Origin of the sequence: Pleurocapsa sp. FMAR1, from assembly GCF_963665995.1 — a bacterium.
In the GTDB taxonomy this organism is placed as follows: Bacteria; Cyanobacteriota; Cyanobacteriia; order Cyanobacteriales; family Xenococcaceae; genus Waterburya.
Window position 1 is genome coordinate 2,903,995 of the sequence record NZ_OY762512.1, and the last position, 19,749, is coordinate 2,923,743.

Annotated in this window: 16 protein-coding genes; 3 read left to right on the forward strand and 13 right to left on the reverse strand. The window is 39.3% G+C overall.

Annotated features, from left to right (window positions below; genetic code table 11):
- Positions 1 to 116: 116 nt before the first annotated feature.
- Positions 117 to 710, forward strand: a complete 594-nt coding sequence (locus tag SLP02_RS14075; protein ID WP_319421283.1) for a tetratricopeptide repeat protein — start codon at positions 117 to 119, stop codon at positions 708 to 710.
- A 23-nt stretch (positions 711 to 733) separates the two neighbouring features.
- On the opposite strand, the gene SLP02_RS14080 is transcribed toward SLP02_RS14075, so the two are convergent.
- The 8 genes from SLP02_RS14080 to SLP02_RS14115 form a co-directional block, all read right to left on the reverse strand.
- Complete coding sequence (locus tag SLP02_RS14080; RefSeq protein WP_319421284.1) at positions 734 to 2,671, reverse strand: sensor domain-containing diguanylate cyclase; 1,938 nt, start codon at positions 2,669 to 2,671, stop codon at positions 734 to 736.
- Positions 2,672 to 2,835: 164 nt separating this feature from the next.
- Positions 2,836 to 3,946 (reverse strand): peptide chain release factor 2 gene (prfB, locus tag SLP02_RS14085; RefSeq protein ID WP_413467196.1). Its coding sequence is split into 2 segments (ribosomal slippage): positions 2,836 to 3,873 and positions 3,875 to 3,946, totalling 1,110 coding nucleotides; the frame shifts between segments, so codons are not numbered across the junction.
- Positions 3,947 to 3,968: 22 nt separating this feature from the next.
- A complete protein-coding gene (locus SLP02_RS14090) occupies positions 3,969 to 4,898 on the reverse strand; it encodes an ATP adenylyltransferase family protein (protein WP_319421285.1) in 930 nt (309 codons plus the stop codon).
- 45 nt (positions 4,899 to 4,943) lie between these two features.
- Positions 4,944 to 5,870 (reverse strand): bifunctional riboflavin kinase/FAD synthetase, encoded by a 927-nt coding sequence (locus tag SLP02_RS14095; RefSeq protein ID WP_319421287.1) that lies wholly within the window; start codon positions 5,868 to 5,870, stop codon positions 4,944 to 4,946.
- 214 nt (positions 5,871 to 6,084) lie between these two features.
- Positions 6,085 to 6,588 (reverse strand): hypothetical protein, encoded by a 504-nt coding sequence (locus SLP02_RS14100; protein ID WP_319421288.1) that lies wholly within the window; start codon positions 6,586 to 6,588, stop codon positions 6,085 to 6,087.
- 225 nt (positions 6,589 to 6,813) lie between these two features.
- Entirely contained in the window at positions 6,814 to 7,137 is a 324-nt protein-coding gene (locus SLP02_RS14105) for a hypothetical protein (RefSeq protein ID WP_319421289.1), read from the reverse strand.
- 501 nt (positions 7,138 to 7,638) lie between these two features.
- On the reverse strand, positions 7,639 to 8,091 hold the full coding sequence (locus SLP02_RS14110; protein WP_319421291.1) for a hypothetical protein: 453 nt from the start codon (positions 8,089 to 8,091) through the stop codon (positions 7,639 to 7,641).
- Between the two features lie 142 nt (positions 8,092 to 8,233).
- The gene (locus tag SLP02_RS14115; RefSeq protein WP_319421293.1) at positions 8,234 to 8,761 is read right to left on the reverse strand and encodes an alpha/beta hydrolase; all 528 of its coding nucleotides are present in this window, start codon (positions 8,759 to 8,761) and stop codon (positions 8,234 to 8,236) included.
- 177 nt (positions 8,762 to 8,938) lie between these two features.
- Here SLP02_RS14115 and SLP02_RS14120 point away from each other — a divergent pair, with 177 nt between their 5' ends.
- Positions 8,939 to 9,478, forward strand: coding sequence for an NADPH-dependent FMN reductase (locus tag SLP02_RS14120; RefSeq protein ID WP_319421295.1), 540 nt, complete (start codon positions 8,939 to 8,941; stop codon positions 9,476 to 9,478).
- Positions 9,479 to 9,599: 121 nt separating this feature from the next.
- Here the strand turns inward: SLP02_RS14120 and SLP02_RS14125 are convergent, their stop codons facing one another.
- Together SLP02_RS14125 and SLP02_RS14130 are read right to left on the reverse strand one after the other, a co-directional pair.
- Positions 9,600 to 11,312, reverse strand: a complete 1,713-nt coding sequence (locus SLP02_RS14125; protein ID WP_319421297.1) for an ABC-ATPase domain-containing protein — start codon at positions 11,310 to 11,312, stop codon at positions 9,600 to 9,602.
- A 902-nt stretch (positions 11,313 to 12,214) separates the two neighbouring features.
- Positions 12,215 to 14,836 (reverse strand): chloride channel protein, encoded by a 2,622-nt coding sequence (locus tag SLP02_RS14130; RefSeq protein ID WP_319421298.1) that lies wholly within the window; start codon positions 14,834 to 14,836, stop codon positions 12,215 to 12,217.
- A 153-nt stretch (positions 14,837 to 14,989) separates the two neighbouring features.
- Here SLP02_RS14130 and proA point away from each other — a divergent pair, with 153 nt between their 5' ends.
- A complete protein-coding gene (gene proA / locus SLP02_RS14135) occupies positions 14,990 to 16,291 on the forward strand; it encodes a glutamate-5-semialdehyde dehydrogenase (RefSeq protein WP_319421300.1) in 1,302 nt (433 codons plus the stop codon).
- Positions 16,292 to 16,485: 194 nt separating this feature from the next.
- On the opposite strand, the gene SLP02_RS14140 is transcribed toward proA, so the two are convergent.
- From SLP02_RS14140 to murI, 3 genes are all read right to left on the reverse strand, one after another.
- Complete coding sequence (locus SLP02_RS14140; protein ID WP_319421302.1) at positions 16,486 to 16,983, reverse strand: hypothetical protein; 498 nt, start codon at positions 16,981 to 16,983, stop codon at positions 16,486 to 16,488.
- 141 nt (positions 16,984 to 17,124) lie between these two features.
- Positions 17,125 to 18,099 (reverse strand): solanesyl diphosphate synthase, encoded by a 975-nt coding sequence (gene sds, locus SLP02_RS14145; RefSeq protein WP_319421304.1) that lies wholly within the window; start codon positions 18,097 to 18,099, stop codon positions 17,125 to 17,127.
- 777 nt (positions 18,100 to 18,876) lie between these two features.
- Positions 18,877 to 19,710, reverse strand: a complete 834-nt coding sequence (gene murI, locus SLP02_RS14150) for a glutamate racemase (RefSeq protein ID WP_413467379.1) — start codon at positions 19,708 to 19,710, stop codon at positions 18,877 to 18,879.
- Positions 19,711 to 19,749: the final 39 nt, after the last annotated feature.

Consider the following 19,749-nt stretch of genomic DNA (forward strand, 5'->3'; position numbering starts at 1 on the left):
TTTTTTATCTCAAACGAATATTTGAAATTTTACTCGATTGATAAAATTTACCACTCTTATATCTATTTAAGTCATAAAATATAGTTATAGCTATATTGTTAAATCAACCTTATTTTATGTCCCTCAAAATCACGGCAAAGATTCTATTAACTTTAACTAGTATGGAAATCGTCTTGCTGTTTAGTGCTTTAACTCCCGTAGCCAAAACGCAAAATATTTATTCGCCAGACTCTATATCTGCTGAATCGGTAAAGTCGGCGACAGAATTATCTCAGAGTGGCAAAGCGAAACTAAAACAGGAAAACTATCGAGGTGCGATCGCTGATTTTAGTCAGGCAATACAGCTAGACCCTAACAATGCAGACTTTTATTATGAGCGTGGTTCAATTTTGGGCGAGCTAGGGGACAAAGAAGGAGCTATTAGAGATTTTGACGATGCAATTCTGCGAAATCCTCATTATGCCAGAGCATACCTAAAAAGAGGAGGAATGTCCATAGACTTAGGATTGAATCAGCGAGTCACAGATTCTAGAGGCGTATATTTTAGAACCGTGGACTATAGAGTTAGAAATTCTAGAGCTATATTAGATTTGCGAACTGCAAGAGACTTGTTTGCTCAACAAGGCGATCGCGAAGGATATCAAACGGCAAATAGTTTAATTCAACACTTTGCAGGCAGTTTGGAACCAGAAAAGAATCAAAAATTCTAGCTATCTTATTGGTTATAAAGCCTTTAACAACGTTGAACGCAGTCTCGTCCCTGTGCTTTAGCCTGATATAAAGCCTTGTCCGCAGCGCAAATTAGACCATCGGCATTGATACTATCATCAGGAAAACAACTAACGCCGACAGAAATACTAATTGATTCTAGCTCTTTGCCTTTGTGTTCTAAATTCAAATTTTTAATTCCTGTTCTTATTGCTTCTGCACGAATAATGGCATCTTCAATTGCAGCATCAGGCATAATGACTATTAATTCTTCTCCACCATAACGACAGGCAATATCGTATTTGCGAACTTGAGACAGAAGAAAAGCTGCTACTTTTTTTAATACCAGATCCCCTGCACTATGACCATGGATGTCATTAAAACGTTTGAAATGATCGATATCCATTATCAAAACGCTGATAAACTGTTGTTTTCGATAAGCACGGTTAATTTCTTTGGCTAAAGATTCTTCGAGATAGCGACGATTAAACAGACCAGTTAGAGGATCTCGAAGACTTTGATACCTTAATTTCTCTTGAAGTCTCAAATTAGCAAAGGACATAGCAATATTTTGAGCAACGGTTTCGGCTAATTCCTGGGTTGTTCGATCGATTGTTTTATACTCATCAAAACATAAATAGAGCATTCCTAAAGTCTCTCCTTTGGCAATCATCGGCAAGCATAAGGTCTGAGTATAGTTGGTATTATGGGCAATATGACCGCAATATAAACCTGGGGTGTCAAAATGAACTAAATGGGAATCTCCCCGTCTTAATGCCCAGCATTCCTTAAGCTCAAAGCTGCTATAACTATTAGCCATTCCCCAAGCTGCGATCGCCTTTAATAAATTTTCGCTATTGTTGACCAGATATATCGCACCATGACTATCAGGAAATAAAGGTTGCAGTAAATCCGCTAGAACTTCTTCTGCTTCGACCAGACCAGCGCAAGCCTGAATAAATTCATTCATCTGCGCCAATTTAATCCTAGCTTGATTATTTTTTTCCAAAGCTAAGACTTTTTCTTCCAGTTTTTGATTTAATGTCTCCGCTCGATCGCGAATTTCCTTGCTTTTGGTAATATCTCTGGCTATACCCAAAATCTGCTTTGGTTTGCCATCAGCGTTTCTGGCAAAAATAGTATTTTTATCGTGTAACCAGTACCATTGACCTCGATTATCTTTGAGGCGATATTCTATTTCCAAACAATTATCACTTTCTAATAGCAAGCAATTCTGAAAATGCTGTTTAAGTCCCTCTAAATCTTCTGGATGAATAAGTTCATCTAATAGTCTAGATTGAAATTTATTTAATTCTAAAGGACTGTATCCTAATAGCTCACTAATAAAAGAATTGCCAAAGACATTACGGTTTGACTCTAAATCATAAATATAAAGAATATTAGGGGTTGAATTTACTATCTTTTCCTTAAACAAAATGCTTTCTTGCAGGTCTTGATTAACTTTGACCAAAGCAGCAGTTTTTTCAGCTACTCGTTGCTCTAACTCTTGATTAAGCTGGCATATTTCTTGTTGGGCAGCTTCTTTTGAAGATATCTCATCTTGAAGCTTGAGATTACAGCTTGCTAATTCTTGGGTCGATGGCAAATTAAGTGCTTGAGGTATTAAAGGGATTGAGGACAAAGCCGTATACAGAGAAATTAAAGCCGTAAATCCTTTGACTATTGCCGATAGCCAATAATCAGGATGCCATAAAGTCCAAATCGATAAAATATGAGTCGTACCGCAGAACAAAATAAACGCACTAAAAAGAATAAAAATACTTTTGTAGGGTAAGTCTTTTCGGTTGCGAACAAAATAAATTAGAGCCAGCGAGATAGAATAAAAGGCGATCGCAATTAGAGCCTCAGCAGCAACATGAAGCCAGATAAAAGGCGTTTGCCATAAATAATAATGACCATGAGAAGTATACTGCAAGGCTGACAATACCTGGGGTACGATCATGTTTAATGTTAATTTAATTATTCAACTGACATTTTGCCTCATTAAATTAACTTATCTAATTTATAAGTGTCTTCAATCATTCGATAGAGAATGATATTCAGGTTGAAGAGCATAGCAATGCCATACGTTTTTAGGTACGTTTAACTTCAAAATATGCTGAAACTTTAAACCATTTGATTTTCCTGGCGCAAAAAAGCTTCAATAAAAGGATCTAAGTTACCATCCATCACATCGTTAATATCTGTGGTTTCAATTTCCGTCCGTAAGTCCTTAACCATTTGATAGGGATGAAAGACATAATTACGAATTTGATTACCCCAGGCAGCATCGACGATATCACCACGAATTTCGGCAATTTCCTGCGCTCGTTGTTCTTCGGCAATAATCAGTAGCTTGGCTTTTAAAAGGGCTAAAGCTCGCTCTTTATTTTGTAGCTGAGAACGTTCTTCAGTACAGCGTACAGCAATTTTGGTTGGTAGGTGGACAATTTGCACGGCGGTTTCAACTTTATTTACGTTTTGTCCTCCAGCACCACCAGAGCGAGAAGTTTTAATTTCTAAATCTTTGTCAGGGATTTCGAGATTAAGCTCTTCATCTCCCAGGTTGGGCATGATCTCTATCCCTGCAAAACTAGTTTGCCTTTTCCCGTTAGCGTTAAAGGGTGAGATTCTGACTAGACGATGAGTACCTTTTTCGGCTTTTAAATAGCCATAGGCATAACGCCCCTCCACCTCTAGGGTAGCTGATTTAATTCCTGCCTCATCTCCTGGAGAAGATTCTGCTAAACGGACTTTATAGCCTTGTTTTTCGCTCCAGCGACTATACATTCTCAGGAGCATTTCTGCCCAATCTTGAGCGTCTGTACCACCAGCACCAGCGTTAATAGTTAATACAGCCCCCTTAGTGTCGTAGGTGCCAGACAAAAGCTGCTGTAATTCCCAAAGCTCCAAGTCTTTAGCAAGCTGTTCTAAGTTGGTTTTGGCTTCTGTGGCTAGGGCTTCATCGGCTTCTAATTCTAGTAGTTCGGCGATCGCTTTACTGTCTTCAAGAGTACTTTGCCAGTGCTGATATTGCTCCAAACTAGACTTAAGATCGTTCAATTCTTGTAAAACTTTTTGAGCAGTATTTTGATCGTCCCAAAACTCTGGCTGTGCTGCCCTTTGCTCTAAATCCTGTATTTTAGCAGTGATGGCAGGAGGGTCAAAGATACTCCTGAGTTTTACCCAGGCGTTGAGAAATAGCTTCGATATTACGCTTTAATTCTGATACTTCCATTATCAATTATCAAATTGTTATATTATGTAAAAGCCACATTGGATAATAGTTTGAGGGGAGTTAGTTCTTTAAGTAATTTTAACGAGGCGCGATCGCGCACAAATAGAGAGCCTGCAAAACCTAGTGAATTAATCGATATATTTTGATATGATTCTTGAGAACGTGGCACAACTAACATCCAATCTCTAGTAGCCAAAAAATTATATGCTCCTGGCTGTTTGTTAGCCTGAGAACCAATATCTAAACCAACTTGATTTAATAAATTATAATACTGTTTCAGCATGATTTGAGCAGCTTTAGTTGGTGAATCATGAGGTGATAAATCTAAAGAGGCGATCGCATGGCGGAAAGAAAAGCTGGCAAGTGTACCTAAAGAATTCTTAAAATCAATTTTGGCGATCGCTTTTTCTAACGGCAAGTGAACCACATCGGCTAAAAACGGCAGGGGAATCAACTGGAGATGTTTATGTCGCTGAGAAGCACCAGCAGCTTTTCCCCCGTTAAAAAAAGCTAACCCGTCTATTTCCTGCATACAAAACCACAAAGCATTAAAGTCTTGCAGATTAAGTAAATCTGTTTGCTCTCTAAAAGCACGAGTTACAATCAGCAGATGATTATCAACCACATTAAATTTGTTGAGCAGACATATATGAGTCTGGGAAATGTCACCAACAAATAAGTCAGGTTCGTAAGGCAAAAAAGGATCGATTCTTTTACCTGTTTTATTTTCTTGCTGTTTTTGTTGCTTTCGTGCCTGTTCTTTGCGGGCTATATTACCTAAGGTGCGAACCACAAAAGAAATATCATCCTGTTCAATTATATGATACTCAGTTTCAATCGATTTAAGCGCGCCACACTCGCGGGCAGACTTGGTTTTTTGCGCAGTTTTTGACCATAAAGTATCAGATTGTAACATGAAGTCGGCGTTCCATTTGGTGGCTGATTCTTCCATAATTGATAATGGGAGCAATAACTATCTATTGTGCATCGTCAATTATCAGTTGTTTAAGGCTGCTTGACAATCTTTAGTAATTTGCTGCTTTAATTCTTCTACAGAGTCAAACTTTTGTTCGGGGCGTAAAAAATCAAGTAAATTCACTTTTAAGGTTTGACCATAGAGATTTCCTGACCAGTTAAGTAAATGAACTTCAATAGTCGCAGCTTTCCCCGCCACCGTTGGACGACAGCCAATATTCAGCACTCCTTTAACTGTAGCTCGATCTACAAATACATCCGCTGCATACACTCCAAATCGGGGTAAAAACTTTTCAGCAGGAGGCTTGATGTTAGCCGTAGGAAAGCCAATCGTTCTGCCTAGCTGTTGTCCTGAGACAACTTCCCCAATTAGGCTATAAGGTCTACCCAACAAAGCATTAGCAGCAGTAATTTCTCCATTTAATAAAGCCTGTTTAATTAAAGAACTACTTACTCTTACTGCATCACCATCAGCATCTTGATATTTGTGCAGGGAGTTAAGCTGTACTGTAATGCCAAAATTGGCAGCGATATTACGTAAATCTTCCCCTGTGCCTTTTCTTTGCCAACCAAAGCGAAAATCTGAGCCAACGCTAATTTTTCTAGCCTGTAGCTGCTGAACTATAATTTGCTCGACAAACTGTTGGGGACTAAGAGAAGCCAAGTTGCGATCAAATGGTAAAAGAATTAGCTGCTCGATTCCCATACTAGCTAGCAAGTCTGCTTTTTCGGCAACAGGAGTTAAAAGCTGTACTTGTCCACCTGTAAAAAATTCGCGGGGATGGGGAGTAAAGCTAACGACAGAAGGACATACATGACCACTTTTTTGAGATTGCCCATCGATAATTGGTTGCAGCACTATCTGATGCCCTTGATGAATGCCATCAAAATTACCAAGAGCGATCGCTGTAGGAGTTTGAAACTGTTCTGTCGAAGATGCAATTAACACGCTTTACATTTTGACACAATTTATGACCCGCAATCAAAAAAAAACCCCTAGGTACCAAACTAGGGGCAATTTATGTAACAGATATTATCTGTTCCATAGCTCTATCTCTTCTCTAATATCGTCTGTAATTGAATAGAAGATGATGATCGAGATCACAGTTAAAAGATGAGTTTGATCGACGATTACTAATGTAAGGGCGAACGGCCGTTCGCCCTTACCTAATTACCAATTTTAAAAACAAACCATAGAGTGAAAACTGCACAGCAACAATAACTAAAATTCCCGCAGCTACAAGAGGATAGCCGTAGCTTCGATCCAGCTTAAAGTCTTTAATCACCATGTTAAGACTTAATACAGCTAGAATTGGCAGCATGGTACTGGCAATTAAGTTAAATACTGGTAGCTTGCCTCGGAGCAACTGCACCATTGCTAAGATTACCGCAACAAGATAAATAGTTTGGGTATGGTTGATTTTAATGCCTAAATTTAGTTTAGAGGCGATCGCAATACCAATAGCGTAAAATATGGCATACAAACCTAAGTTAATAATATTGGTATAGAAACCAAAAGAAATATTAGACCCAGGTTTAGCCCGTGGTTGGTAATGTTCCCTGGGCCAATTGTTAGGAATAATGTCTGCTGCTAATAGTTTGGGCGATCGCTCTGTTTGTCCCGCAACATATACGCATCCCACCCTAATATTATTTGAAGGTTGCATCCCGATCAAAACAGTAGCGACTTAGCCAAATTTCGGCTGTACGATGATGTTCGTCATCTAATTCGGTTACTTGCTTAAGTCAGTTTTGTAATGCTACAGATAGCTTTTCGGTGTCGGGAGTTTTAGCCAGCTTAAAATAATCATCTAAAGCTGGTAGAATCTTTTGCTTATTATTGTCAGATAGATGTTGTCAATTATCTCTGTTGCTTCAGAATTGGCTGTTTCTTAAGAATTAGCCAAAGTATCCAGGTCATCTGGATCAATTTTTAGAAATTCTACATAAGTCTGCCATTCTGGCTCAATATCCCCCAATTTACGGCTATACAACCACATACCTTGATAAGAATCTAAAGACAAACTCGCGTTAGCGAAGTTTAACGAAGTTATCGCCTTCGTTACCAGATCGGTTAAAAGTAAATAATCTGGATGTTTTTCTGTTTTATAGTTGACATAAATGTGTAGTTTAAAATTTTGCACCAGGACTTGAAAGCGAAAGTTTTTATTGCCACAGGTACTTTTCAAGGCTTGAATAATTAATTCTCGATCCATAGCTAAACAAACAGAAATATATAAGCATTGTGCTTATGATTCCCAAAAAGGTCAGCTAAACAATAGTCAGATAACTATAGAATTACGTGCGAACGTGTTTGACGTTTGGTTAAATTACTACTTCACTCTCGCGCGTTCCCTTGCGGAAAAGTGTGGTCTTTGTGAGAGGAAACGCCCCCTAAACGGGGGCTTGTTCCACTCTCACGGCGGGGGTTTCCCCCATGAACCACTTTTTCAAGACGCGCCTTGCGTTGACGCGGGGTCAGACCTCTGTCGGCGACGCGGTGAAGCAGTTGCGGTGGTGAGACACTTGCGTTGCGGCACATGCGGCGAAAGCCTTTGTGTGACCCGTTGCGGTGAGGCAGTTGCGTTGGTGAAGCATTGCGGTCTTGGGGGTTTCCCCCATGAGCAAATGCTGAAAGGGTTTCCCGACTTGAGCAAAGGCACGAACCGAACCATGCGCGGGGGTCGCTCGCCTACTCCCTAAAGATAAGTTATCAATCATAAGTTATTGTCTTGCATATTAGTTCCGCTATCTTGGTTTAAGGCGATCGCTTCTTCTTCAGTAATCGGCACAGTTTCTAAGTCGCCAGTAAAAGCCTCTTCTTTATTTATAGGAACTGGTTCAAAGGAAACCTTACTTTCTAACCAAGCGGTAAGTAAATCAGGCAGATTTTTCTTCAACCAGCGTAAAACAATTATACGGGCGACTGGTTTAACATAGCCTACCAGCACCTTCGTGATTTTATTGAGAGAAGGATTATGCAGTTTCTGATTTGCATAGTTAATTGCACCAACATCAATCAAACAATCAATGATCAGTTTTAATGATGTTTCTTCTCTTTCTACTAGCTGTTGTAATAATAAAGTTACATCTCGCATTCGTTCCTGCTTTTTTAAGTCCTCGGCAGAAACAGGCTTTACTTTTAGAGATTCTTCTTGATAGGTCAACATTAAAATTATCAATACATTTCTACCCCTATCTTATGGCTCTTTCTCTTCTAAAACTATAAGCAATGGGACAGAAATTCTCACTTTAAGCAAAATTCAATTAATTGCAGAGAATGCTTAATGGTATCTTGATATATTTATTGGTCTATTCGATAAAGTCACTTAAGTTGTCTTTAACTTTAGCTAGTAATTTGCTGTTAACATAAACTTGCTGGGTAGGATAGTTTTCTAATAGCTCAATTAAAGAAATCGCATTGTCATCGCTAGCCGACTTGACCAAAGCTCCTCTCAAAGCTTTTACATTTGCTCGCTCTGATTTAGAGCCAACAAAGCTACCCGTTTGGGATAAAATATATTCCCCTGGTGCAGTATTGAGTAAATTATAAATAAGTTGTTTCGTATCGGCAGGAAACTGCTGCCTCACAATCCAACGAATTAACTCAGGATTTTGTTTGCCAACTTTTAAGAGAAAGTTTAATGAGGAAGAGGTTTCACCAGTCTCAGCAAGAATTTGTAGATCTTCAAGGGAAACTGATTGAGTTACTACACCATATTGAAAAACAATTTTTTCGGAGGCTTTAGCTTCACTGGGAATTAGCGAAACAGTCATACTGGCAACCAAGATGCTAATTCCAACTTCTCGAAACCACATGAATATGTTGCTAATTAGCATTATCTCTCTCCTCAGGCATAAAGTCCTGTTGTTAGAGTATGTTGCTTGAGCCTTAGTTATGCGTTTTTAACTATTTTAATACTTTTAAGCGATTGCCATAAAATTTACGCTATTTGCCATATAGACAATAATTTTGTTAGCTTATACATAATCATAACGAGTACGGGTTAACAAAATATGGTAAAGATTGTTGGTATTGTAGGTAGTCTTCGCACTGATTCTTATAGTGCATTGGCATTGCAGCAAGCAGCAGATCGAGTTGAAGCTTTAGGCGCAGAAGTAGACATACTCGATCTTAAAGAAATGAAATTACCTTTCTGTGATGGTGGTAATGAATATCCAGACTATCCAGATGTAGATGTGCTGCGAGACAAAGTAAAAGCTGCGGATGGATTGATTTTGGCAACTCCTGAATATCATGGTAGCGTTAGTGGAGTTTTAAAAAATGCCTTAGATTTAATGAGCTTTGAGCATTTATCAGGCAAAGTAACTGGGGCAATAAGCGTCTTGGGAGGGCAACCCAACAGCAATGCTCTAAATGACCTAAGAATTATTGTTCGTTGGGTACATGGCTTTGTTATCCCCGAACAGATTGCAGTGGGACAAGCATGGCAAGCTTTTGACTCCGAAGGCAAATTAAAAGATGCCAAACTAGCAGAAAGATTTGATGCTTTTGCTCAAAGTTTAGTGGATTATACAGTTAAGCTAAAAAAATAATGTCTGCATATTTTAGATTGAACCACACTTAATTAAATCTGTTATTTAAAAAGCGATCGCTTTATTAGTTTTGATTAGTGCGCTCCTTAACAATATCAGGATAGCCTTAACAATTTTAAAGTTATTGATTGTTTAAATCTTTAACCTGTAAGCTTCTTAATCTATTTAAGGCTGCTGCTAACTCTAGAGGACGAAACTGAACTAAATCTCCTTGAGGAAAGTTACTAACGATATCTAATCCCGATCTTGCAATGTCTTGGGTAACTCGCTGTAAGATTTCAGGAATAGTTAACTGCTGATTGATGTAATTTTCTTTAGCATAGACAATTGCTAGGGCGATCGCTTTTAACTGCCCTGGATCTACTATTTGTTCTACGACAGAGAGATCGATATTTTCTACACCAAAGCTGATTCGATCTACTCCCCTAGTTTTTAGCTGTATATCTCGTTTACCCCGATGGGGATTAATACTTGCTGGCAAAGGTATTCTAGGGGTAATATTGCCAAAGTTTGTTCCTCCTTCGGCGTTTCTCTCAGTCGGGTATTCTTGGGCGATCGCTTTAGCTTTGGCTGTTACATCTTGAGGTAAGTAGTTATCCAAAGCAATTACCCGATCTGCTACCTCGAAGTAGTCTCCGCTTCCACCCATGACTAAAATAGTCGATACATTATATTCGCTATATAGCTGACGCACCTTATCGATAAACGGGGTAATTGGTTCTTTTTGCTTGGCAATCAAAGCCTGCATTCGGCGATCGCGAATAGTAAAGTTAGTTGCTGATGTGTCTTCATCAATTAGGAGTAATTCTGCACCTGCTTCTAAAGCCTCGATGATATTTGCTGCTTGGGAAGTGCTGCCACTGGCGTTGGCTGTTATAAAACTAGTAGTAGATCTTCCTTGAGGTAAATGATTGATAAAAGGCGAGATATCAACTCCCGTAATGCTGCGTCCATCTTCGGCGCGAATTTTCATTCCCTGGGGGTTACTTACTACATATTCTCTGCCATCTCCAGGCAGGTGATTATAAATTCCCAATTCAATAGCTTTGAGTAAAGTAGACTTGCCATGATAACCACCACCCACAATTAAACTAATCCCTGCGGGAATACCCATGCCTTTAATTACTCCCTGATTGGGGCAATCAAACTCTACTTCTAGTGATGGAGGAGACTGAAAAGGAATAGCATCTAACAAAGGACGAGAATCTATACCGCTACGACGGGGTAAAATTGCGCCATTTGCCACAAACGCCGACAGGTTTTTTCTTGGTAACTGTTGCCTCAGCCAGTCTGCATCTTCGATGGTTTCTACGTGCTTCTGTATAGCCGTAGCATTTAATGATTTATATAGTAGAGAGGTAACTAGATTAGGTATGTCTTGACATAGCATTTGGGCTGCTTGACGACCCAGGATTTTTCTGCCCCTGGCAGGCAATCCGACAATAAAACGTAACTCTAGCTGCGTATCATTAATATATACCGCACTTCGTTTTAATACTTCTTGTCCTAAAGGTGCGATCGCAATTAAACCGCTTTTTCCTGTGCCTCGATCGGCACTCGATGTTTTGGCTACTTGAGCAAATTGGCGTGCTAAGTAGTCCCTTAATGCTACTTCTCGACTCGCAGACTTATACAGTGGCGATGGAAACTGTGCCACCCGTTGAGCAATAATTACCCGCATCTGGCTAGGAGAGGCAAAGGGATCTCCCTGCACATAGTCAACAATCAGGGTGAAGCTTTCAAATTGATATTTGCCTTTAATGTCTTTATAGGCTTTGTAGCTAGCATTATCTAGCTCAAGTAAGGTGGAATTGAGAGTAAGGCGATCGCTCATAATTAGATAACTACGTTACGCATTTAATCTAACGTGAGTTCGGGTTAACAAAATTAGCTTGTTGAGGTAGCTATCAGCTATCAGCGTCTTGACACAATAGCTCTATGAGGGAAACCCTCAAGACCCGTCGGCTTTTTTGTAAGAGTATTCTTCCAAAAAACGCGACGTGCTTTGTGTCGCTATTAGCTTTTGAAAGATTCTGAGTTGAGTCTTAAGCTTTAGATTAAATGAAAAATAGCATTTCTCAAATACACTATTTAAAAGGGTTTGGGCTTATCCAGAACTCAGGTTAATTAGATAAGTTAACGAACCAAATGTGGGGAATAAAAAATAATTGGCACTCTACAACACAATCAATTGTGTTGTAGAGTGCCAATGTTTAATTTTTGCTTAAATTCTATTTAAATAGCTGCTACAGCTTCTAATGATTTGTTAGCCGTAATTGCAGCTTGGAGAGAGGAAGTATTAATTTGAACTGCATTTTTTTGGCTGTTTTTTCTTTTCCCATCTAGGTTGGGCATCTCTAATCGGCAATAATTGCAAAACCAAAAACTACGCCGACTGCTTAAGTGGAGCAACATGGAAGTGGAGCAACAAGGGCAAGAACTATTATTATTCATGATTTTTATTTACCGTAAGACAATTGAACAAAAAAATACTTAAAACTTCGTTTGTTTGTTGATACTTATATTTCTAATATAAATATCAATTTATAAATGTCAGCAAATCGTCAAAATACGCGACAGATATATCAACAAACCCTAACCTTACTCTAAAATCACTGCCATTTAGAAAAGGTAAATATCAAGAGAATCTAAAGAAAAATGAGATTCATTTACTCTCTTTCTTTCTTATTTCTATCTTGAGCCAGATAACTAAAATGATCTGTGTTTTTGATCACTTTATCGCCCTGAACTACGAAAAATAATTACGGTACTATTTGCTTGTCTAGCGATCGCTTCGGGGATATTGCCTTTAACTACATTTTGCAGTAATCCTTCATTACTTGCCCCCAAAATAACTAAGCCATATTTTCTACGCTTAGTTAAATTAACAATCGTTTCTGATACTGAGTAGGCAGAAATTGGTAAAAGCATGACTGGGCATTTCATCGCCTTGCGAAGCAACTCCGCAGCCTTATGAAAATCACCAGCAGGAAGTTGAGTTCGATCGGGGGGAGATACCTGGCATAGCTGTAATTTGGGCGGGATAGAATCCAAGGTAGCTAAAGCAGGTAAAATGGTCAACAGTTTTTTAATGCGATCGCCTCCAGTTGTCGGAATCAGCCACTTGTGTCGTAAATGAAGCTCTTTAGGGAAGGCATGGGCAGACGCGCCGAGTTTAACCAACATCAAATCGCAAGGTGCTTGTTGAATTAAAGAGTCAACTAAATTACTAAAGATTGACTCAATTCTCGTACTTTTGCCCTTCCAGCCCATTATTAGTAAGTCAATATGTTCTCTGCCGATAGTTTCTAATATTGCTTCACTCACGTCAGTAGCTACACGAATTTGTGTATGCACGGCGATCGCTGATTTTTCGCCCCAGGTTTCCAGACCTTTCATCAACTGACGATAATTATCTGTTTCTACTTCAGCTTGGGCAGGATGCAGATGTTGAGGAACACAAATAACTGCCACACATTCAATTTCATATTGATTATAAAGGGCGATCGCCCCAGCAATTTCTAATAGTGGCGCAATATTTTTGGGGTTAGCAATTGGCAATAAAATTCTGCCTTTACCTATGGCGGGAGAGCGGGTTTGATAAACTACATAAGAAGGTTCAAATCTGGCTTGTGGTTGATGATCGCAATTTAGCTGTTTGGCTTCGGCTTTAATAATATCGCTGAGGGTAATTATGCCTAGAAGCTTTGATCCTTGGGTTACGGGTAAACGAGATAGCTGGTAGCGGTTTAGCAGATAGAGAACATCAGCCAAAGAATTTTGGGGACATACCGTAATCGGCTTAGAAGTCATAACATCCTTAAGTAAACTAGACTCGGTTTGTTTACTATCCTGGGGAATATCTGACTGAGTAATAATGCCGACAAGCTTACCTTCTTCCAGCACAGGAAAACCACGGTGATGCGATCGCGACATGGTTTTAATTACCTCTGGCAAAGCAAGATTACTAGCTAAAGTTTCTACCCGTGACTGCATTACGTCATCGGCGGTAAGCTGGTTCATAAAGTCGTTTTGGGGATGTTCCTCGGTAAGCTCAATGCCACTGGCTAAAAGCAAGTGTTCGTATAAAGAACCCTGGGAGACACTTTCGGCGACTATATATGCTACCGCTGAAGTAATCATCAAAGGTAAAACTAGATTAAAATCCGCTGTCATCTCAAAAATAATCACAATTGCCGTAATGGGAACTCTGACAACTGCGGTAAAAAAAGCTCCCATGCCAGCCAAAGCAAAAGTGTAGGGAGATTCTGAACCAATCAAAGCCACCTCCACAATCCCGACTAAATATCCTAATGCCGAACCCAAAACCAAAGCGGGGGAAAATAAGCCTCCTGGCGCACCCGCGCTATATGCCAAAATTACCAGACAAAATTGGGCGACGAATATCAATACAGTAGTTTGCCAAGTAAATTGACCTACTATCAGTAATTCTCGCAAACCCGCATTATCATGAAAAAATGGTGGTAGCCAAGCCCCTATTATTCCTGAAATCAATCCTGCTAAACCAATACGCAGAGGCACAGGCAGAGGTAAGCCACGACTAAACTTCATCCCCTTGATAATCGAGCGATTAAAAATACCACCTAAAATACCCGCCAGGATACCTAAGATAATATAAAAAGGAATTTCTTGAACAGCAAAGCTGCCACGACGGGTAGAATTTAATACCGCCAAAGGAACATTAAGATCGGCAGAACCCAAGATGCGAGAGACAACCGCCCCAGTAAAAGAAGCTGCGATCGCTGTTTCTAAAGTCAAGCCAGAAATATCTCTCATCAACTCTTCGACGACAAACAAAACCCCGGCAATAGGAGTATTAAAGCCTGCTGCCAAACCTGCTGCTGCCCCTGCTGCAATCATCTGACGGCGGTTTGTAGGCGAGTTGGGAATCCAGCGACTAACCTGCGCCCCTAAAGCAGCCCCGATATGCACTGTAGGGCCTCGACGACCTAAAGTAAAACCGCCGCCGATAATCAAAATAGTTGCCACAGTCTTAATCAAAGCTGTTCTAAGATTTAAGACAATGGGATACTTAGCCAAGGCAGCCTTTACCTGAGGAATACCGCCACCCGCAGCCGAAGGGGACAATAGTTCGATTACAACTCCAGCTAAAGTGCCTAAAATTAATCCCACCAAAGGCAAGACAATTTTTGCCCCATATAAATTGGCTGTCTGAATGCGCCATCCACCTAACCAGCCAATACCCTGCTTGAGTAATACTGCTGCCAAGGCAGAAAATAGTCCAATTAGACAAGCTTCAATTAGAGCGTAACGAGTGTCTAAAGAGCTACTTGCTAACCAGGAAGAGTCACGCCAGTTGGCGAGCAGCTTTTTCATTTTCTATTAAACTAAAACCTATTATTATTGCTATCTATATCCTAGACTGCCCACCGAAAACTAGGTGCGTAAGTCCTATAATCATTAAACTTTGTATTAGCTGTTAACTCAATCCGTTAAAATTGTTGATACTCCAGATATTCAGTAACAAGTATGGTTGCCTTTGAGATAGCATCACCTTTAATTGAAATTGCGCAACAAACTCGCACAGCAGCAGGAAAACTAGCTGTATTATCTACAGAAGCCAGGAATTCTGCCTTAGAATCCGTGGCACAGGCTTTAGAAGCAGCCAAGCCTGAAATTTTAGCTACTAACGAAAAAGATCTACAGGCAGCAAAAGCAGATAATATTGCGCCCGCGTTGTATGCCAGACTTAAGTTAGGAGAATCTAAACTGCAATCAGCGATCGCTGGTGTGCGGGATGTAGCTAAACTAGAAGATCCGATTGGTGTGAATCAAATTCATCGCCAATTGGACGAGGGGTTGATTTTAAAACGGGTTACCTGTCCTTTAGGAGTGCTAGGAATTATTTTTGAGGCGCGTCCTGAAGCCTTGATTCAAATTACCAGTTTGGCGATTAAGTCTGGTAATGGGGTAATTTTAAAAGGCGGCACAGAAGCAATCAATTCTTGTCGGATATTAACAAAAGTAATTCAACAGGCTTTGAAATCTACGGCAATAGATCCAGCAGCAGTACAGTTATTAACTACCAGAGAAGAAATCAGAGAGCTTTTAGAGCTAGATCGATATGTAGATTTGATTATCCCCAGAGGCTCTAACTCTTTTGTGCGATACGTTCAGGATAATACTCGTATTCCTGTATTAGGTCATGCTGACGGTATTTGTCATCTGTATTTAGACAAAGCAGCAGAAATTAATAAAGCCATCAAAATTACCGTCGATGCAAAAACTCATTATCCCGCAGCCTGTAATGCGATCGAGACATTATTAGTCCATCAAGACATTGCAGCAGAGTTTTTGCCGCAAATAGCTAAAGCTTTAGAAGCAGAAGGCGTACAGCTAAGGGGAGATGAAGCAGCTAGCAAGATAATTGACGTTAGACTTGCCGATGAACACGACTGGAAAACAGAATATAGCGATTTGATTTTAGCGATTAAGATAGTTGATTCTGTAGAAACAGCGATCGCCCATATCAACCAGTATGGCTCAAAACATACTGATGCGATCGTCACGGAAGATAATCAAACCGCAGATATATTTCAAAATCGCGTCGATGCTGCTGGAGTCTATCATAACTGTTCAACCCGTTTTGCCGATGGTTTTCGCTATGGCTTTGGTGCAGAGGTTGGCATCAGCACCCAACAAATGCCTCCTCGTGGCCCTGTCGGCTTAGAAGGCTTAGTAACCTATAAATACAAGGTAACTGGCGATGGTCATATTGCAGCAACCTACACAGGCACAGATGCGAAACCTTTTACTCATCGTGATTACTAGTACCGCTTTGCTTAAGTATGAAGTATAAAGTTATACCAAATCCGATTGAGAAAATACTCTTTCCTTAAAATAGCTACAACTCTTCCTTAAATGTTTCTAGTATACGTGAATTATTTAGACAATATTCATAAATTGATGCGGTGCGAACACGATCAACAATTTATTCGATAGTGCGATCGCTTTTTTATTAGCAATTATTTAACCAGACAATAAGCATTAATTTCTCTAACTAAATCGTTCTGCATTGCTCCTGCTTTTTCTGCGTCTATTCGAGCAGACTTTAAAGCTTCGATATCTGTGTTCTCTCTGGCTTTGGCTGCGTCATAAGTAGCTTGGGAATATATACGATAAATAGTTACTAATTTATTTTGATATTTAATCAATTTGCTGTCATTAATGCCCAAAGCTTGAATATTGTCGGCAGCTTGATTCATTCTGTTAGCGACTTCTAACGAGCTTTTGAGTTCCGTTGGCTGTTCGCCTTTAATATAGGCAACATTTTTATTATCTTTAACAACACCATTAGCAATGTGAAAGATTTGTTCGCATTGAATATATTTAGTCTCGTATTTAGTCTCTCCACAGCCAGAAACTAGACAACCCAATAACACGTTATTTATTGCCAGTAGACAAACAACTTTATTTCTGAGAAAAAAATTATGATAATCAACTGTATTTTTTTTATCTTTCATTCTTACTCATTTCCTTGTCTATTTTTCCTGACTTATTGAAATAATTTATCTCAACAGTGCAGTATATATAGTTTTATAGTCCATATTTACAGTATTAATTAATATGTGCAGAAAACAGTTAATTTAATTTAGTTATTAAGCCTAATATATGCGACTAACCACATATTTGGTTAACTCTTTAAGTGCTTCTTTTGATGGAGAAGGAGCCAAACAACTTAAATTTTGAGCAGCCTCGTCAGCGTGTTTAGTTGCTAACTGTCTAGCTTGCTCAATTCCATCACTATTTTTAATTAATTCCAAGGCTTTGTTAATATCATCTGGTTCAGAAAACTCTCTTTTAATTAGAATTTCTAGATAGGGCTGCTGTTTCATAGCATAGATAACTGGAATAGTTAAATTACCGCTAGCTAAATCCGCTTCTGCTGGTTTACCAAGAACTTCAGCCGAACCAGTAAAGTCTAAAATATCATCAACAATTTGAAAAGCCAAACCCAAATTGCGACCATAACAATAAAGACTCTCGGTAACTTCAGCATTAGCATCGCTTAACTCTCCCGCAGCTTTGGCACTATTAGCCATTAAGGAAGCAGTTTTGTAATAGCTCTTGTCTAAATAAGAATCAATTGAAACATTAGTATCAAAATGATTTAGGCTCTGTAAGATTTCCCCTTCGGCAAAATCTCTAATTACCTCTGATAAAAGTTTGACTACCTTTAAATTATCTAAATTGGCTAAATACCAAGATGACTGGGCAAAAAGAAAATCTCCAGCCAACACGGCGATTTTATTGTCAAACAAATTATTAACTGTCTCTACGTTACGACGCAAATCAGCCTCGTCTACCACATCATCATGTACCAAGCTTGCCGTGTGAATCATTTCCGTAATTTCTGCTAAACGGCGATGACGTTCAGTTGGTTCGTGATCTGGCATGGTTGCCCGCGAAGCCAATAAGACAATTGCTGGTCTAATTCGCTTACCTCCAGCATCAAACAAGTGTTCGGCGGCAGCACCCAAAATTGGATGACGCGCACCAATTAGTTGCTTGAGATTGTCTGCAAGGATGCGTAAATCATTTTCAACGGGTGCTAGTAAAGAAGTAGTAAAAGATGTCATTGTTAAGCCAAGTTTGGCAACTATATTTTATTTAAGAAACTTTACATATTATTGTACTTATTTTAAGGGAAGCTAACCTAATAACCAACCATCAACTCTTAAAATGCTGTTGAATCAGAAAAAATTCTGCTATAACAACAGTTTAACCAGTATTTAATCTGAGATATTATGTTAAGCTATAAGATAGGAATTTTGAAATAGTGAAGAGTTTCTAGGGCAAGATAATTGACCAGAAATAACTAGCAAAGTTAGCTAACACAACCATGCAGTGATTAGCGGCTTGTAATCTCTATAATTTCCCACGCATAAGGCTAGATATTATTAGAAGTTAATCTTTAATCAATAGTATCTAAAAAAGTTACTGGCTTATAAGCCAAATTATCTTAGCTAGTTTGAGTAACTAGGCAGGATGAAAGCTAATTTTTGGGCTTGAATAATCTAGGTGGCGAGAAAGCCACTCAGGATTGTTCTTTTGTCTGGCAGTTTTAGCTGCAAAAACAACTAACTTTTTTTTCAAGGCTCATCTTTAATCACTGTTTTCTTGACAAAAACTAATTCAATCAATCAAACATCTACTTCAGCAAATGAACTCCGTCAATTTACCTCTGTTTATCTTATTTTCCTCTGGTGTCTATCTTTCAAGCATTTATGGACTGCTAGCAATTGCACAAATGCAGAAATTTGGCAAAAATATTGTTAACCACAATATTCACTGATCAAAACAACTCATTAGAAACGCTATAAAACTTTATTTATACACAAAGACATTTCTAAGCCTTATTCGACTGGATTAAGTGCCATCATTGACGAAGATATTTCTCCCATAGAAATCTTTGTTACCTGGGGATAATATCCCAGCCATTGCTGAGATATATTAGCAAATTGCTCAGGGGAGCCGCTAACACAGAAACGAGTTGGCAAAGGAAATTGTTCGTTGCGCAATCCCAGCAGAGATAATTCTTTTTTGGCTGCGACAACAATATATTCTGCTGGATCGATAACTTCTACCGATACTGGTAGTAAAGAACGAATTGTTTTTTCTAGATGTCTGTAGTGAGTACAACCGTAGATGAGAGTATCGATCTTTCTGGCTATTAGGGGTCGCAAATATTCTTGGGCAACGTTGCGAGTGTAATCTGTATAAAGCTGATTTTGTTCAATTAGATGGACAAATTTGGGGCAAGGAATTTCCCACACTTCGGTTTGGGGATTAATTTCCTGTATTGCCTGACGATAAGCATGGCTTTTGGCAGTGGCAGAAGTAGAAATTACGCCTATTCTTTTTCCTTGTTTAACCGCAGCTTTTGCTCCTGAAAGGATAACCCCAAGTATGGGGATATCATATTCTTTTCTGACTACCTCTAAAGCTAGAGCCGAACTTGTGTTACAAGCCATAATGATCATTTTTACGTCTTGAGCGGACATCCAGTCTAGAATTTCGCGGACAAACTGAAGAATTTCTCGGCGCGATCGCGTCCCGTAGGGTAAACGAGCCGAATCAGCAAAATAAAGCAAAGATTCCGAGGGCATTTGGCGATACATCTCTCGCAATACGGTTAATCCCCCCACTCCGCTATCAAATAAGCCAATGCGCCAACTAGAATGTTTCATCATTAATTTTTTTATTTTAAAAGGTAATATTTCCCTGCA

What these genes read in the sequence shown, in the direction of transcription:
- SLP02_RS14075 (WP_319421283.1), top strand. Translation starts at nt 117, where the DNA reads ATGTCCCTCAAAATCACGGCAAAGATTCTATTAACTTTAACTAGTATG.
- SLP02_RS14080 (WP_319421284.1), bottom strand. Translation starts at nt 2,671, where the DNA reads ATGATCGTACCCCAGGTATTGTCAGCCTTGCAGTATACTTCTCATGGT.
- SLP02_RS14090 (WP_319421285.1), bottom strand. Translation starts at nt 4,898, where the DNA reads ATGGAAGAATCAGCCACCAAATGGAACGCCGACTTCATGTTACAATCT.
- SLP02_RS14100 (WP_319421288.1), bottom strand. Translation starts at nt 6,588, where the DNA reads ATGCAACCTTCAAATAATATTAGGGTGGGATGCGTATATGTTGCGGGA.
- SLP02_RS14105 (WP_319421289.1), bottom strand. Translation starts at nt 7,137, where the DNA reads ATGGATCGAGAATTAATTATTCAAGCCTTGAAAAGTACCTGTGGCAAT.
- SLP02_RS14110 (WP_319421291.1), bottom strand. Translation starts at nt 8,091, where the DNA reads ATGTTGACCTATCAAGAAGAATCTCTAAAAGTAAAGCCTGTTTCTGCC.
- SLP02_RS14115 (WP_319421293.1), bottom strand. Translation starts at nt 8,761, where the DNA reads ATGCTAATTAGCAACATATTCATGTGGTTTCGAGAAGTTGGAATTAGC.
- SLP02_RS14120 (WP_319421295.1), top strand. Translation starts at nt 8,939, where the DNA reads ATGGTAAAGATTGTTGGTATTGTAGGTAGTCTTCGCACTGATTCTTAT.
- SLP02_RS14125 (WP_319421297.1), bottom strand. Translation starts at nt 11,312, where the DNA reads ATGAGCGATCGCCTTACTCTCAATTCCACCTTACTTGAGCTAGATAAT.
- SLP02_RS14130 (WP_319421298.1), bottom strand. Translation starts at nt 14,836, where the DNA reads ATGAAAAAGCTGCTCGCCAACTGGCGTGACTCTTCCTGGTTAGCAAGT.
- proA (WP_319421300.1), top strand. Translation starts at nt 14,990, where the DNA reads ATGGTTGCCTTTGAGATAGCATCACCTTTAATTGAAATTGCGCAACAA.
- SLP02_RS14140 (WP_319421302.1), bottom strand. Translation starts at nt 16,983, where the DNA reads ATGAAAGATAAAAAAAATACAGTTGATTATCATAATTTTTTTCTCAGA.
- sds (WP_319421304.1), bottom strand. Translation starts at nt 18,099, where the DNA reads ATGACATCTTTTACTACTTCTTTACTAGCACCCGTTGAAAATGATTTA.
- murI (WP_413467379.1), bottom strand. Translation starts at nt 19,710, where the DNA reads ATGAAACATTCTAGTTGGCGCATTGGCTTATTTGATAGCGGAGTGGGG.